This is a genomic window from Celeribacter halophilus, from assembly GCF_900114135.1.
GTDB lineage: Bacteria > Pseudomonadota > Alphaproteobacteria > Rhodobacterales > Rhodobacteraceae > Celeribacter > Celeribacter halophilus.
This window is the reverse complement of record NZ_FORY01000014.1, coordinates 60,707-74,947: the sequence shown is the minus strand read 5'-3', so window position 1 is coordinate 74,947 and position 14,241 is coordinate 60,707. Positions and strand designations below refer to the sequence as shown.

The window sequence follows — 14,241 nt, the reverse complement described above, 5'->3', positions numbered from 1 at the left end:
TCAATCCTCACCCATTCAGCGCGGCAATCGCGTGGCTGACTTCGCGCACGCGGGCGGCGTTATCGGAGGCAAGGCTGCCATCGGCGTTCCAAAGCGAATTCTCGAAACCAACACGGGCCTTGCCGCCAAGCTCTGCTGCGCGGGTAAGGCTGGCGGTCTCGTCAGCCCCGAAGGCACAGATCATCCAGTCGTAACTCAGCCCCTCCGCCTGCATCAGCGGAGCGAGATAATCCTCAAGCGGGATCGCGCCCTCGGACCCTTTCGCGTAGCTGCCCTGCACGAACAGCACAAGCTGATGCGCGCCGGGAATACGCCCGTCTTCACAGGCCGCCACAAAGCTGCGGACCTCATCGGGGGAATAGAGAATGTGCTGGATCTCCACACCATGATCCGCCGCCCAATGATAAAAATCACGCGCCGCATCCCAATCCTCGGGCTTGCGCACCATTTCACGCATCCCGACAGACACATGCGCCGGTTTCAAAACCCGCACCATCTCCTGTTGTTCCTGCGCCTCATAAAAGCCCGCAGTCTCCGACGTGACTTGAAGATACATCTCCGGCACAGTCTCGGCCAAAACATCGAGCACCGCCTGATACCGTCCGGCGTCGAGGATATGGCGTTGTGCCGCATCACGAATGTGAAAATGTATCCCGTCAGCACCGGCGTCGAAACAGGCCTTCGCGGTGGCGATCAGCTCTGCGTCGGTGACAGGGATCATCGGATGGTCGGCTTTGACACGCCGTGCGCCATTGGGGGCAACCATCAAACGGGGGAGGGGGGTCATTGGCGTTCTCCTGCAAATGCAATGCGGACCGTTGCGCGAACTGTCGGATCGGGTGCAGCAAACGGCAAGCACGCAATCCTATCCCTTCGCCACACGGCCTTTCAACGCGAAAATTAGCAGAGCTTTAGCCTTCACAAATAAGAATAAAAATGCCTAATTGCTATTAGGAAAACGGATGGCACAATGAAGCTTCAACAACTGAAATATTTCGCGGCAGTCTATGAGCAGGGCTCGTTCTCAGCAGCGGCGGAACGCGTGAATGCCACGCAATCGGGTCTGTCGATGCATGTCAGCCAGATGGAAAAACGCTATGATGTGCAACTGTTTCACCGCAGTTCATCCGGCGTCACCCCCACAGAAGCCGGTCGGGCCTTTTATCAGGAAGCGGTCAAGGTTCTGGCCGCTTCGGATCACGCACAAGAGCGGCTCAAAACCCTCGCGAAATCCGTGGTGGGCCATGTGCATGTCGGGCTGATGCCGACCTTCACGCGCGCGGTGTTGTCGGAGGCCTTGCTGCGGTTTTCAGACGAATATCCGGAGGTGCGGCTCTCTGTGTCCGAAGGCTACTCGGCCAGTCTCGCCAAAGAGGTGATTGAGGGACGGCTGGATTTTGCTGTTGTGCCTGCGTCCTTTGCGATCAATGAGGCGCTATCCTCGAAACCTCTGGGCGAAGACCGCGAATGTCTGGTCTGTGCAGCGGGCCGCGAGATCCCCATTCGTGGCGAAGGCGTCCTGCTGCGCGAGATGGAGCCTCTGCGACTGGTGCTTCCCGGACGCGGCAACGCGCGGCGCAACTTGATCGACAGTTATCTTGCGCTCAATGATGTGAAAGTGGCCCGAATCCTCGAACTCGACACGATGCATGGCACGTTGAACCTTGTAGCCAAATCGGACTGGGTCACGATCCTGCCGGGGATTTTGTGTCTGCCGGATCGGGATGGCGCCCGCCGCACTGTTGCGCCTCTGGTCGATCCGCCGCTGACGGTGGATTACATGCGGATCGAGACCCGAAAACGTGCGCTCAGTCCGGTGGCACAGCTCTTTGCCGATGTGCTGCAGGAAGAATTGAATTCCGCCTTGGAAATCAATCCCGCGTCGCATTTGCCCGATGATGAACGGTGGGTGAGGGGATAGCGCCCAATGCCCGCGCCATCAGCTTTCCTGATGCGAGGCTTGACCACATATTGTTTCTCCTCATAGCACCTGCCCTCGTAGATTTGAGGACAGGCGACACTGGTCGTTGAATTGTAAACAGGATCACCGCCGCAGCGCTTTGGCCCCGATCTTCCGCTCGCAAGATATTCAGACCCGAATTGGGCTGGATTAGAGTCTTTTTGAGCAGGAAAAGAGGGCAGAGCCGTGGCATGTGACCAAAGCCCGTGCCTTGCGCGGCAAGTCTGGAAAGCTGACTACGCATGACATCTGCCCTCCTTCACTCCATCGTTTCCGGTCGTCAGGACGCCCCTGTTCTATTGCTGCTCAACAGCCTCGGTGCCACACAGGCGATGTGGGACCCGCAAATGCCGTTTCTGGAAAGCCATTACCGCGTGATCCGCTGCGACACCCGTGGTCACGGCCAAAGCCCGACGCCGCCATCGCCCTATGGTTTTGACGATATTGTCGCCGATGTGCTGGCGGTTCTCGACGCGCATGAGGTCGAAACGGCGACGGTTATGGGCCTGTCTCTGGGCGGGATGACGGCGCTGGGGCTGGGATTGGCCGCACCGGAGCGGATCAGCCAAATCATCTGCTGCGCCGCCCGCGCCGATGCGCCGCCGCCCTTTGTTCAGAACTGGCACAACCGCATGGCGATTTTGGAAGACAAGGGGATTGAAGGGGTCTGGGAAGCCACTGTGGGTATGTGGCTGAGCGATGAGACGCGCAGCACACGGCCCGAAGCGGAAGCAGCCCTGCGCGAGAGCTTTTTGCAGACCACCGCCGAGGGATATCGCGGCTGCGCCCATGCGTTGATGGGACTGGATTACCTGCGTCATCTCGGTGAGATGCGCGTGCCGGTGCTGTTCGTGGCCGGGGAGAACGACATGGCCGCACCGCCGGACGCGATGCGCGCCATTGCCCAGACCTGTCCCGAGGCAAAATATGTCGAGGTCAAGGATGCCAAACACATCATCAACATCGACAATCCGGAGGGCTTTATGCTCGCCATCCTGAGTTTTCTCGATCTCGACGCATAGGCCGAACATCACCACAGGAAATTACCACAGAAGAAAGGGCGCGGTTTGACTGCGCCCTTTTGCTTTACTCAGCTTGGTTGAAACCCGCTGTCGCAGTCAGACATCCGCCAGATCGACCGCCTGACCCGTTTCCGCAGAACGCGCGATGGCTTCAAGCACCTGAATGTTGTGAACCATCTCCTCATTGGTAAAAGGGTAGGGGGCCTCGCCCTTGGCCGCGCGTGCGAAAGCTTCGAGATTGGCGGTCACCGCATCTTCCCAGTTGTAGTCTTTTTGAGAAACCGGCGCGCCGCTGGTGCCCGTGAGCACACGCACGATGCCGTCCGGCGTGTCGGGATGGCTGTCGTTGAGAATTTCGACCCATTTCTCTGTGCCGAAAACATGCATCCGGATGAAATGCGGCGTGTGCAGCACGGCGCTAAAGGTTGCGGTCATGCCGGCTTCGAATTTCATCTGGACCGTCACCACATCACCGGTTTCCCAACCGAGCGAACGGTCTGCCGTAAAGGCGTGCAGCGTCTTGATCGGGCCGAAGAACGAGATCAACAGATCGCTGAGGTGGATCCCCATCGCCGTCATCCCCGCCGCAGGCGACACATCCTTTCGTGTGCGCCAGTCATTGGCGGGCACTCCGATGAGCTTGTCGTGGCTGAACGCGGCTTCGGCATGCATGATCGTGCCAAGTTCTTCGGCCTCAAGAGCCGCTTTAAGCGCCAGCATCGCCGGTTCAAAGCGGCGTTCATGACCGATGCCCAGCTGCACACCGGCGGCTTCGCATGCTTTCACGGAGCGGCGAGCACTGTCGGCGGTCAGGCCCAGAGGTTTCTCGCAAAACACATGCTTTCCGGCGGCTGTGACCTGCGCAATCTGCGCCTCGTGCAGCGGGTTCGGCGTGGTCAGGATCACCGCATCCACATCGGCACGGGCCAGAGGCGCGTCAAAATCCGACCATGCGCTCAGCCCCATCGCGATGATGCCGTCATGATTGGCGGTGACAGGTTCGATCACCCCTGCAACTTTCAGCCAGGGATGGTCTTGTAAACGGGTCGCAATATGGCGGCCCCACCATCCGAAACCCGCGATGGCGACAGTGAAGGGTTGAGTGGTTCCGGACATGCGTATCTCTCCCGTAAGTCATTGTTTTTATTTGATCCTCGAATGCTCTTTCACAAGTGATCAACACGCGGGTGTGCACATTCGAGGACATATTCTCACACGATAACGGGGGAGTTCGGCACGGCTCAAACAATGTAATCTGATGTGCCCTGTCAAACTATCTTATACCTGTCTATAGAAAAGGTGCATCTCGTGGAAACGCCCGAAACCACGGGCAAAAACCGTAAAAATCCCGTCCTGCATTAAACAGAAATTTAAGATTTCTTAACTATCAGGATTTCTGAAGGCTGCTAGGCAAAAACACCATTTCCTGTCTTCGGGCATTGGCGGCATTCTGAACAGACACAGCCGAACACCTGGGGAGGAGAACGGAAATTATGCACCAAATTTCAGTTGAAACCACAAAACCGAATGGTGCGTCGCGCTTTTCCCCTTCCACAATGCAATCTGTCCAAGAGGCCGAGAAACGCAATGATCGCAACATATTCCATAGGGGCAAAGGATGTTGATAGAGCTTTTCGACATTGTCGGGCCGATTATGGCGATTACGGCGATTGGCTATCTTCTGGGCCGATCTTCGGTGGAATTCCAAACCCGCACCCTGAGCAACGCCGTGTTGCTGGTCGCAACGCCCTGTCTGATCTTCAGCAGTTTGACGGCGCTGCATGTGACCTTCGACACCTTGCGCGAAATGGCGAGCGCGGCGCTACTTTGTATCGGGGTGGCTGGCGCTTTGGGACTTCTGGCCCTCACCCTCACGCAATCACCTGTGCGCAGCTATCTTCCGACACTCATGATGCCGAATTCGGGCAATATGGGCATTCCGCTGGTCGTTCTGACTTTCGGAGACAGCGCATTGGCGCTCGCCGTGGCCTATTTCTTCGTCGTCGCTATCGTTCAGAACACCTTGGGGCTTGCGATTTATTCGGGAAGTTTCTCGGCCAAATCCCTGCTCAAGCAACCGCTGATCTATGCCGTGCTTGCGGTGCTTTTCGTCACATGGACGGGGCTGACCGTGCCCGCCGTTGTTTCCAGCACAACCGAAATTCTCGGGGGCATGATGGTACCGTCGATGCTTTTGCTTCTCGGCGCCTCGCTGGCCACGCTTCAGGTGGCCGATCTGCGTCCGGCGTTGATCGTCTCGGTCGGGCGTTTGTCCATCGGGCTGGTCACAGCGACCATTGTCATCAGCCTGCTCGGGCTGAGCGGGACCGTGGCGGGGATCGTCTTTCTTATGGCAACCATGCCCACCGCCGTATTAATGTTCGTTTTCGCGGATCGCTATCAGCGCAACGCAAAACAGGTCGCCGGTACGGTCGTCGTATCGACGGTTATGACGCTTGTCTGTCTGCCGCTTCTGGTCTGGGGAGGACTGAAAATCGCGGCAAACGGGGATGAGATCACGCAACTTCGGCCCATGCCGCAGGTTGTCGATACCCGCCCCGCCACAAAGGGATAGGCAAACACACACTCCCTGAACCGACGTGAGCCGGTCAGGTGAAGAATAAAATGCCACAGCAAAGTGGCAAAGGAGAGGTGCCGCGACGGAGGGGATGCAACATTCCCGGACACTGTCGAGGCGCAAGGGAGGAAATATGAAGACCACGCACACCCGGAGTGTATCCGGAATTTCGTTCTGTATCCGTTACATGCGGACCGCCGAAACACAGCGCAGCACGCATTCTGCCTGTGTCGTGCACCACTAGGGGAGGACAGAGATGTTTCGCAAACTTTCCCCGACACCCGAAGTTCTGACCCTTGGCGCGTTGCTGACCTGTTCTGTCATGTCGCTGATCTTCATCAACAGTCTGGTGGCCAAACCCAAAGCACTCTTCGGTCAATCGCTTTCGGCCATCTCGCCATCCGCCTTTCCGATGATCGTGCTGACCCTGCTCGCGCTGATGTGCATCGCCGCCCTCTTTCTGTTGCGCAGCGACCTGGCGGAAACGCCGACCAAAGGGCTTTATCGCGATGAATGGATCCGCGCGGGAATCTTTTTCGGCATCATGATCCTCTACAGCCTGACGATGCAGAGTTTCGGGTTTCTGATCTCGACTGCCATCAGCCTGATCCTGATTTCACTCCAAATGGGGGCGCGTTCGCCGATCCAGATTGGACTTGTGTCTCTGGTCGGTCCTGTCGCCCTCTATCTCTCGGCGACGCGATTGCTCGCTGTGTCCTTGCCGGAACTCAACGTGATCGAACTGTTTTACGCAAAACTGTTCTGATCGCCACGCCTGAACCAGACCCTCAGAATGTCCAACTCAAGAGGCCAAAATGTTTGACCTATTCACCGAAGGCTTTGCTATGGCAATGCGCTTCGACACCATGGCCCTTATGTGTGTCGGCCTGTTTTCCGGCATGCTTGTAGGTTCCTTGCCGGGGTTCACGACCCTCATGGCCATGGCGATCCTTTTGCCGATCTCGTTTTTCCTCGAACCGATCGTGGGGATTCCCTTTCTGCTGGGCATCTACAAGGGCGGTATCTTTGGCGGCTCGGTGCCCGCGATCCTGATTTCCATGCCCGGAACCGGTGCGGCGGTGGCAACATCGCGTGACGGCTACAAGCTGACACAGCAGGGGAAATCCAGAAAAGCCCTTGATATGGCGTTGTTTTCTTCGGTCACGGGGGACACGTTCAGCGATATTTTCACCATCTTCATGATGTTCCCCATCGCCTATATGGTGATGCAGTTCGGGCCGCCGGAACTCTTTGCCGTACTGCTTTTGAGCCTGATTATCATTGCCGCAACCTCCGGTGCCAACCCGCTCAAGAGCCTGATCATGATGATGTTGGGTCTATGGCTGTCCTTTGTCGGCACCGATCCACTTGCCGGTGCGGAACGCTTTACCTTTGGTCTGTTTGATCTGCGTTCCGGAATTCCGCTTTTGCCCATGCTGATCGGTGTGTTCGCCCTGCCCGAGGTGGCAAATGTCATCATGCGTCAGGAAAAGGGTCGCAAACTGGCGGCTCTGGTCGGGGAACGTCTGACCCGCGCCGAGTTCCGGCGTTGTATGCCGACGATTGCCCGTTCCACGGTGATCGGCACGGGGATCGGCATTGTGCCGGGTCTTGGCCAGATCGTCGCCGCGATGATGGGGTATACGGCAGCAAAAAATGCCTCGAAACATCCCGAAACCTTCGGCGAGGGAGAAATCGAAGGGGTCGCCGCCGCCGAAGCCGCCAACAATGCGGTGAACGGGCCGACGATGGTGCCGCTTCTGACGCTGGGGATTCCGGGCGACAACGTAACCGCTATCCTTCTGGGCGCTTTCGTGGCCCAAGGTCTGCGCCCCGGTCCGCAACTGTTTGAAGAACAGGGGGCCACGGTCTTTGCCATTCTGATCGCAATGGTCATTGCAAACCTGCTGTTCCTTTTGATCGGCTATCTGTCGATCCCGTTCTTCTCGAAAATCGTGACGATCAAGACCTCGATCCTGATCCCGCTTGTGATCATGTTCGCCTTTGCGGGCACTTATGTATACCGCTCCGATCCGACCGATCTTCTGATCCTCGTGGCCTTCGGGGCCTTCGGGATTGTCGCCAAAGCCGCACGGTTCGATGTCATGCCGATGGTGATGGGCTTTATCCTGGGGCCATCAATGGAATACGCCTTCGGACAGACCGCCGCGATGGCGAATGGCAATGCGCTTGTCTTCTTTGCCACAGAAAGACTGGGCGCGCTCTGTGTCCTGATTGCTGCACCGGTCCTTGGATATTTCCTCTGGAAACGGCTCTACGGAACCTCGGCACTGAGCAAAACAATACAACAAAAACAATAAAATATCACAGATGGGGTGCGAGGAGGCACCTCATCACCAAAAAATCAACAAGGGAGAGAGACATGTTGACGAAACTGACCAAGAAAACCATGGCCGCGATGGCGGTTGCCGCCGCCGCCCTCACGGGCACAGTGGCACCTGCCGCTGCGGACTATCCCGAAAAACCCATCACAATGGTGATCCCGTTTAGCGCGGGCGGATCGCATGATCTGAACGGGCGTGTCATCACCTCTATCCTGCCGTCCTATCTGAATCAGGCCGTGATTGTGCGTCTGACACCGGGGGCCGGAGCTCAAAAAGGGGCGCAGGAAGTCGCGAATGCACCGGCGGATGGCTATACGCTTCTTTTCACACACAACTACGCCGACCAGCTTCAGCAATATGTGGACAAGCTGCCCTATGATCCGCTTGAGGATTTCGTGACCGTTGCGCGTGTGAACTACGCCCCTGCGGCCGTCGCGGTGCAAGCCGACAGCCCCTATCAAACATTCGAAGATCTGGTCGAGGCGTCCAAGGCCAATCCGGGCAAAATTCGAATGGCCCATTCCGGCAACTGGGGCGCGTTCTTTGTTCCGGCGGCGCAGATGATGACCGCCTTGGATATGCAGTGGAATCTCGTGCCCTACCAAGGAGGCGGCCCCGCTTTGCAGGCATTGCTCAGTGGAGATGCCGATGTGACGATGGGTTTCCCCTCATCGCTTGCAAGCCATGTCGAAGCCGGCACTGTCCGGATTCTGGCAACGGCGGGTGAAGAGCGGATGTTCGACGATGTCCCGACATTTGCCGAAGTGGGCGTTGAAGGCGACATCGGCTTTATGCACCGCGTCGTTCTCGCTCCGGCAGACACGCCCGAAAATGCGCTGACCATTTTGCGCGATGCCTTCTCCAAACTGGCGGAAGACCAGACCTTTGCCAATATGATGGGACGCCTTGGCGAGAACATTGAGGTTCTTGGCGCCGAAGAATATGACGCGATGCGGGCCGGACAAAGCAAGGCCTATAAAGAGCTAGTGGAGAAACTGACCTCGCAATAAGGTCACACCACAGATCAAAGCACATATTCCAAAGACCCGACGCCGCGAGCAATCGCGGCGTTTTTTTGCTTTCAAACAACGCGGTTCAAGGATTTTCGCGGGTTACAAACGTGCGGAAAAAAGCGCGGCTTCAGCAGATCGCATAGCCTCTATCAGCAAAGCTTGTTTGCTGGAAATTCCGGTAATTCGTAAAAATGATCAACCCCTTATAAAGGATTGGAGCATTGATGAGACAAGTAGAAGTGGCCGTAATCGGAACGGGCTGGTGTGGCGGTATGCGTGCGGAATCCTTGGCCAAATCCGCACTCGTCGACAAGCTCCATATTTGCGAAATCCGGCCGGAGCGACTGGCCGAGATGAAGGCGCTGACCAATCCGGCGAGCGCGACCTCCGACTATCAGGACATCGTGTCCAATCCTGCCATCGAGGTGGTCTATATCTCCACCACGCCGGAGCCGACCCATTACCCGATTGCGCGAGATTGTCTGAAGGCGGGCAAGCATGTCTTGCTGGAAAAACCTATCGCGATGGAACTGGCCGAAGCCGATGATCTGATCAACATTGCCCGTGAGAAGGGCGTGAAATTTACCATCGGCTATTCCCAAAGGTTCAATCCGAAAATCGCCTGGGCCAAGAAAGCCATCAAGGAAGGCAAACTTGGCAAGGTCGTCAACGTGATGGTCAGCCGTCATCTGTCGCGCAGCCTCGGGTCGCGGATCGCAGGACGGGTAAAGCTGTCGCCTGCGGCGATGGAATCCACCCATGATCTCGACTTCGTCTTTTGGCTTCTCGATGCGAAACCGGTCAAAGTCTATTCGCAAGGTGCCTACGGCTACATGGACAAACTCAACGGCTCCTATGACTGTATGTGGAACACGGTAAATATGGACAATGGCACTTTGGTCGTGATCGGGGGCGGTTGGAACCTTCCGCCGAGCTATCCCAATTATTGCGCTACATGGATCGAAATTACCGGCACCGAAGGCTCTCTGGTTCTGGATGACACCTCACGCGACAACTGGTTCAACTCGGTCGAAGGCGGCACGCAGTTTCCCATGTCCACCATGCCAGGCGAACATGTGGATCACATGTATGCGGGCCAGATGGGGCCGGAAACGATCCATTTCCTCGAAAGCGTGTTGCTCGACAATGATCCGGTCGTTTCGCCCGAACATGCCCGCATGGTGATGGAAAGCTATCTGGCCGCCGACATTTCGGCAGAGACCGGTGATCCCGTGGACCTTCCGCTTTCCAATCATTCTCTGTCGCTGCTGGCGGATATGATTGCCGCGAAGAATTCCGACGCGGCCTAGCGTTACGGTAAGGGCGCGCGCCGGACGGTTCACGCCCTTGGTCCAATCCGGACAACAGGTTTCAAAGACTTGCCCTGCCGAATGTATCGGCGGGGTCTTTTTTGTGTCGCAGCTTGAGAAATGCCCGTATCGGAACAAATCCCTCGTAGGCAACCTCGAACTCCACGTCCTCTGTGAGAGCATTCCCGCACGGAACGGAACCGCGCAAATCATGCCGCCTCACGACGCATTAGGGCCATAACCATCGGACCGGACGAGAACTCGCCCACCGCGGCCTTGGCAGACAGGCTGCGCAGATAACCACCGGGGGAGCGGATGTCGGAAATTTTCTCAAGCATCGCCGCCAGAACGACAGAAGCTTCCGCCGGTCCCATATTTTGTTTGGCCTCTTCCCACGCAGACGGGGAAATCCCCATCATTGGACGCACCCGTTCTGCCAGCCCTACAAATTCATGCCAGTGTCGCACGCTGCCATCGGCATAGGTCAGGATCTCCCGACAGGATCTGAGCACGAGACCAAGCGGCAGGTTTGGAAGGGAAGGGGTCTTGTCCTCACTTACAGGCACCTCTTCTGTTTCCGGTTCTGTCTGTTCCGGCTCAGCCGCTGCGCTTTTTCCCAATTCTTGGGGAAGTTCAGAATCATATGAGTCTTTAGTTGAATTATGATAGTGATGCTCACTTTGAGACTCTTTGGTGCTCATATTCTCTGTTTCAGAAGGTTCGAGAATGGATCTTGCACGGTCCAAAGCCCCACGCAGCATGTCATACATCTTGTCCAGATCATCACAGGTCAGCTTGCGACGAAGATCACGGGCAGTCAGAGCCGCCAGGTCGGAGAACTGGTCCCAGATAGACAGATCAGGCCGCATCTCGTAGCCATAGACGCTCAGAGCTGCCAGATCACGCCGCATCAGGCTCACAGCCTCGCGCAGACGCTTGAAACGCTCGGCTTCTGCCCTCACCTCTTCGGCGGCCTCGCAGAACTCTGTATAGCGCAAAGCTAGTGGCGAGAGATCGAAACCGTAGACGATCTTGTCCTCCCCAAAACGACGCGCATACCGTTTCCCGTTCGGGCTGTCGCGGCGGATGATCACACCGGCGAGGACCAGATGGCCGAGATGACGGCGCATGGTCGACGCAGGCATCCCGTTCAGGCGCTCGCAGATCGACTTGTTGGACGGATGAACGACCATATCGGTCTCGTTCCCGCCCAGAATGGTGTTCTGATAGAAGCTGACCAGGGCCTGAAGCACCGTCATATCACGATCGGTGAGGCCGAAATGTTCTCGCGCCGCAGAGAGTTCGCGCAGGGCTTCCCATTTGTTCACGCCGCTTGGCGGCAGCGCTGAGGGCTGACGTGATTGATGCTTCAACAAGACAGCATCAATGGTCCGCCGGAACGGCGAGACAGGTGTGTAGTCCATATATTTTTCACGAAGACAAAAATATCCCGTTCCGCGAATCACTTTTGACTTGCGGATGAGAGCTCTGGCCACTACCTTGAGAGTGCTAGAAACAAGTTAGGGTCTCGTAGAGCGTGTCTTTACGGGGCCTTATCTTTTGTCGTGCCGTGCCTCCTTTACTGCTCTGTTGGTTCTTCCCGACGCGTTTTCCAGCGCCGGTGAAGCTCTTGTATGAGGTCTTCGGCTTCCGCCTCGACCCAATCTGCGAATTCCCCGCTCTCAAGCGTGATCGCCACGCCTTTCGACGTGCGCTTCACCACACCGCCGCGCGCGCCATCAACGGTGAGGACACGCGGTTTCGGACGGGCGGGATCGGGGGCTTTGGTGACGGCCTGCGCCGCCTTCTGCTGTGTTGTGACCGCCTTTGACACGGCTTCAAACGCTGCAACAGACAGTTCGTTATTGTCGATGGTGACATCATCGACGACCACAGCCACATTCGCGGAGGTATAGACATCATCGGCAATGCCAATGAGCGCCTCACGATCCGCGCCGGTCTCTTCAATCCCGCGCCCGAGCGCATCCCAACGGGGCCGCCCGATGCCGTGGGCAGGTCCGATCGCACGGATGAGATCGGGGCCGACCATTTCGACAATGGTCAGTGCCATGGAGATCGAAGATTTCGTCACCGTCAGCACCTCGGCCACATGGGCCTGGGTGCCGAAGCCCTGTTCGACCAGTTCTTTGGCAAACAGGGCTTTTTCGATATAGGACAGATCGCGCCGCGCCATGTTCTCGGAGATTTGCGCGCGCACGGCGGCATCATCGTCGAGATTGGCCACAAGGGCACGGATCTTTTCGACCTTCTCGGAAGAGCGGATGGCCTCAAGCCGCCGCCGCCCGTAGACGAGAAGGTAGTGATCGGGAATTTCGGGGTGACGCCGCACAAGGATCGGCACGGTCTGGCCGTTGGCCTCGATGGCATCGCGCAGATCGGCCACGTCATCGGGATCAAGCCGGTCCGACACGCGCTCGTCAATGACCAGCGCCGGATCCAGTTCCCAGACGCGGTGGCTGTCAACCGCATCACGAGCCGAGCGCAGCGCACGGTTGCTCGACATCATCGAGGTCGCCGCAGTTGGCGCCGGCGTGCCCGCCGCCGCGAGACTGTCGAGCATGGACATCCGCTTTTTCTTGCTGCTGGTCATGAGCGCCCCCATGTTTTCTGAATCAAGGCTGCGATCTCGTCATTGACCGCATTGAGGCTTTCAATCGCGCGGTCATAGGTCGAGCGGGTGAAGGCGGAGCGTTCCACCTCGTAAAGTGTCTGTTTGGTCAGACCCGCATCCGAAATCGCGGTGGATTTGAGCATCGGCGCGTTGAGCACCGTCTCGCCATACATGGTGCGCAGAAAGGCCACGATCCGGTTTTGCGGCGCGTCCGAAGGCTCGTAACGGGTGAGCACATAGCGCATCCAGTCATGGGACATATCCGCGCCACTTTCGGCAATCACATCCATCAGATCGGCGGTCATGCGCAGGAATTGCGACATGGACATGACATCCAGCATCTCGGGGTGGATCGTCACCAGAACACCGGTCGAGGCCGACAGCGCCGACATGGTCAGAAAGCCCAGTTGCGGCGGACAGTCGATGACCACCACATCATAATCCCCGTCCACCTGCGCCAGCGCCTCTTTCACGCGGAAGAAGAACAGACCCGCATTGCCCTGCGCCAGCGCGCGCGGGGTTTCGTGTTCGAATTCCATCAATTCGAGGTTGCCGGGGATCAGATCGAGATTGGGAATATAGGTCGGGCGGATGACGTTGCGGATCGGTTCCGGATCGTCATAGCGGATCGCATCGTAAAGCGTTCCGCCGTCAACGAGATCGAACTCCGGCTGCACGCCATGCAGGGCTGTCAGCGAGGCCTGCGGATCGAGATCGATCGCAAGGACGCGGTAGCCCAGAAGTGCGAGCCGTTGGGCCAGATGCGCGGCGGTGGTGGTCTTGCCGGAGCCGCCTTTGAAATTCATCACGCCGATGATCTGCATATGATCGCCGTCACGACGACCGGGCAGGTAATCCCCCGGTTTGCGCGCGGTTTTCTCCAGCAGAACCCGCAGGTCCTGAATGTCCTGCGCGGAATAGAGCCGCCGGTTGCCCGGTGTCAGTTCGGGGGAGGGGCCTTTGCCGTCGAGATGCAGCTTGCGCAGATAGGAGTCATTTACTCCCAAAAGCGCGGCCGCCTCGCCGGACATGAATTTGCGCATGGTTTTAGAGGCATCCGGCGGAAACAGGCTTTCGCGCTGCGAATGCAGCTGGTTGGCCAACCACTCGGAGTGTTGACGGATCACCGCATTCAGATCTTCATGCGTAGAATTGCTCGTCATCTGCTCTCTCTATCTCCGCAGATCGTGGCACATGTCTCTCGGTGTGCCTTGTCTGTCCCTGCGTCTTTGCCTGCTTTTGCGCCTTACAGTCGAACCGTGTTCACGGAAGATGGCGTTTATCGCTTCTTTTCCGTGACTATTGCCAAAAGAGGGGGAGTCGCGCAAGAAGATTCTACATGTAGTGACCACAGAACTGCGGGCTACAACGAAAAACCTGC

General features: G+C 57.4%; 12 protein-coding genes. 7 read left to right on the top strand and 5 right to left on the bottom strand.

Annotated features, from left to right (window positions below; translation table 11 throughout):
* Positions 1 to 7: 7 nt before the first annotated feature.
* A complete protein-coding gene (locus BM152_RS14095; RefSeq protein ID WP_066598756.1) occupies positions 8 to 787 on the bottom strand; it encodes a beta-keto acid cleavage family enzyme in 780 nt (259 codons plus the stop codon).
* Positions 788 to 970: 183 nt separating this feature from the next.
* On the opposite strand from BM152_RS14095, the gene BM152_RS14090 reads away from it, so the two are divergent.
* Positions 971 to 1,921: a LysR family transcriptional regulator gene (locus tag BM152_RS14090; protein ID WP_066598754.1), complete on the top strand. Its 951-nt coding sequence runs from the start codon at positions 971 to 973 to the stop codon at positions 1,919 to 1,921.
* Positions 1,922 to 2,202: 281 nt separating this feature from the next.
* The gene (locus BM152_RS14085; protein ID WP_066598751.1) at positions 2,203 to 2,982 is read left to right on the top strand and encodes an alpha/beta fold hydrolase; all 780 of its coding nucleotides are present in this window, start codon (positions 2,203 to 2,205) and stop codon (positions 2,980 to 2,982) included.
* Between the two features lie 96 nt (positions 2,983 to 3,078).
* Here the strand turns inward: BM152_RS14085 and BM152_RS14080 are convergent, their stop codons facing one another.
* Positions 3,079 to 4,098: a Gfo/Idh/MocA family protein gene (locus BM152_RS14080; protein WP_066598749.1), complete on the bottom strand. Its 1,020-nt coding sequence runs from the start codon at positions 4,096 to 4,098 to the stop codon at positions 3,079 to 3,081.
* A 502-nt stretch (positions 4,099 to 4,600) separates the two neighbouring features.
* Between BM152_RS14080 and BM152_RS14075 the strand changes: the two genes are divergently transcribed.
* The 5 genes from BM152_RS14075 (at position 4,601) to BM152_RS14055 (ending at position 10,228) form a co-directional block, all read left to right on the top strand.
* Positions 4,601 to 5,557 (top strand): AEC family transporter, encoded by a 957-nt coding sequence (locus BM152_RS14075; protein ID WP_066598747.1) that lies wholly within the window; start codon positions 4,601 to 4,603, stop codon positions 5,555 to 5,557.
* Between the two features lie 259 nt (positions 5,558 to 5,816).
* The gene (locus BM152_RS14070) at positions 5,817 to 6,326 is read left to right on the top strand and encodes a tripartite tricarboxylate transporter TctB family protein (protein WP_066598746.1); all 510 of its coding nucleotides are present in this window, start codon (positions 5,817 to 5,819) and stop codon (positions 6,324 to 6,326) included.
* 49 nt (positions 6,327 to 6,375) lie between these two features.
* Positions 6,376 to 7,881, top strand: a complete 1,506-nt coding sequence (locus BM152_RS14065) for a tripartite tricarboxylate transporter permease (protein WP_066598745.1) — start codon at positions 6,376 to 6,378, stop codon at positions 7,879 to 7,881.
* Between the two features lie 62 nt (positions 7,882 to 7,943).
* Positions 7,944 to 8,915, top strand: a complete 972-nt coding sequence (locus tag BM152_RS14060) for a Bug family tripartite tricarboxylate transporter substrate binding protein (RefSeq protein WP_066598743.1) — start codon at positions 7,944 to 7,946, stop codon at positions 8,913 to 8,915.
* 227 nt (positions 8,916 to 9,142) lie between these two features.
* Positions 9,143 to 10,228: a Gfo/Idh/MocA family protein gene (locus tag BM152_RS14055; protein ID WP_066598742.1), complete on the top strand. Its 1,086-nt coding sequence runs from the start codon at positions 9,143 to 9,145 to the stop codon at positions 10,226 to 10,228.
* 209 nt (positions 10,229 to 10,437) lie between these two features.
* Here BM152_RS14055 and repC read toward each other — a convergent pair whose 3' ends face one another.
* The 3 genes from repC to repA form a co-directional block, all read right to left on the bottom strand.
* Complete coding sequence (gene repC / locus BM152_RS14050; protein ID WP_066598741.1) at positions 10,438 to 11,652, bottom strand: plasmid replication protein RepC; 1,215 nt, start codon at positions 11,650 to 11,652, stop codon at positions 10,438 to 10,440.
* A gap of 155 nt (positions 11,653 to 11,807) precedes the next feature.
* Positions 11,808 to 12,839, bottom strand: coding sequence for a plasmid partitioning protein RepB (gene repB, locus BM152_RS14045; protein ID WP_066598787.1), 1,032 nt, complete (start codon positions 12,837 to 12,839; stop codon positions 11,808 to 11,810).
* Positions 12,836 to 14,023 (bottom strand): plasmid partitioning protein RepA, encoded by a 1,188-nt coding sequence (gene repA / locus BM152_RS14040; protein WP_066598739.1) that lies wholly within the window; start codon positions 14,021 to 14,023, stop codon positions 12,836 to 12,838. The genes repB and repA overlap by 4 nt, the downstream gene beginning before the upstream one ends.
* Between the last annotated feature and the right edge of the window lie 218 nt (positions 14,024 to 14,241).

Excerpts from the sequence above, each read along its gene's own strand:
- BM152_RS14055 (WP_066598742.1), top strand. The coding sequence starts at position 9,143 with ATGAGACAAGTAGAAGTGGCCGTAATCGGAACGGGCTGGTGTGGCGGT.
- BM152_RS14075 (WP_066598747.1), top strand. The coding sequence starts at position 4,601 with ATGTTGATAGAGCTTTTCGACATTGTCGGGCCGATTATGGCGATTACG.
- repA (WP_066598739.1), bottom strand. The coding sequence starts at position 14,023 with ATGACGAGCAATTCTACGCATGAAGATCTGAATGCGGTGATCCGTCAA.
- BM152_RS14085 (WP_066598751.1), top strand. The coding sequence starts at position 2,203 with ATGACATCTGCCCTCCTTCACTCCATCGTTTCCGGTCGTCAGGACGCC.
- BM152_RS14070 (WP_066598746.1), top strand. The coding sequence starts at position 5,817 with ATGTTTCGCAAACTTTCCCCGACACCCGAAGTTCTGACCCTTGGCGCG.
- BM152_RS14095 (WP_066598756.1), bottom strand. The coding sequence starts at position 787 with ATGACCCCCCTCCCCCGTTTGATGGTTGCCCCCAATGGCGCACGGCGT.
- repB (WP_066598787.1), bottom strand. The coding sequence starts at position 12,839 with ATGACCAGCAGCAAGAAAAAGCGGATGTCCATGCTCGACAGTCTCGCG.
- BM152_RS14090 (WP_066598754.1), top strand. The coding sequence starts at position 971 with ATGAAGCTTCAACAACTGAAATATTTCGCGGCAGTCTATGAGCAGGGC.
- repC (WP_066598741.1), bottom strand. The coding sequence starts at position 11,652 with ATGGACTACACACCTGTCTCGCCGTTCCGGCGGACCATTGATGCTGTC.
- BM152_RS14060 (WP_066598743.1), top strand. The coding sequence starts at position 7,944 with ATGTTGACGAAACTGACCAAGAAAACCATGGCCGCGATGGCGGTTGCC.
- BM152_RS14065 (WP_066598745.1), top strand. The coding sequence starts at position 6,376 with ATGTTTGACCTATTCACCGAAGGCTTTGCTATGGCAATGCGCTTCGAC.
- BM152_RS14080 (WP_066598749.1), bottom strand. The coding sequence starts at position 4,098 with ATGTCCGGAACCACTCAACCCTTCACTGTCGCCATCGCGGGTTTCGGA.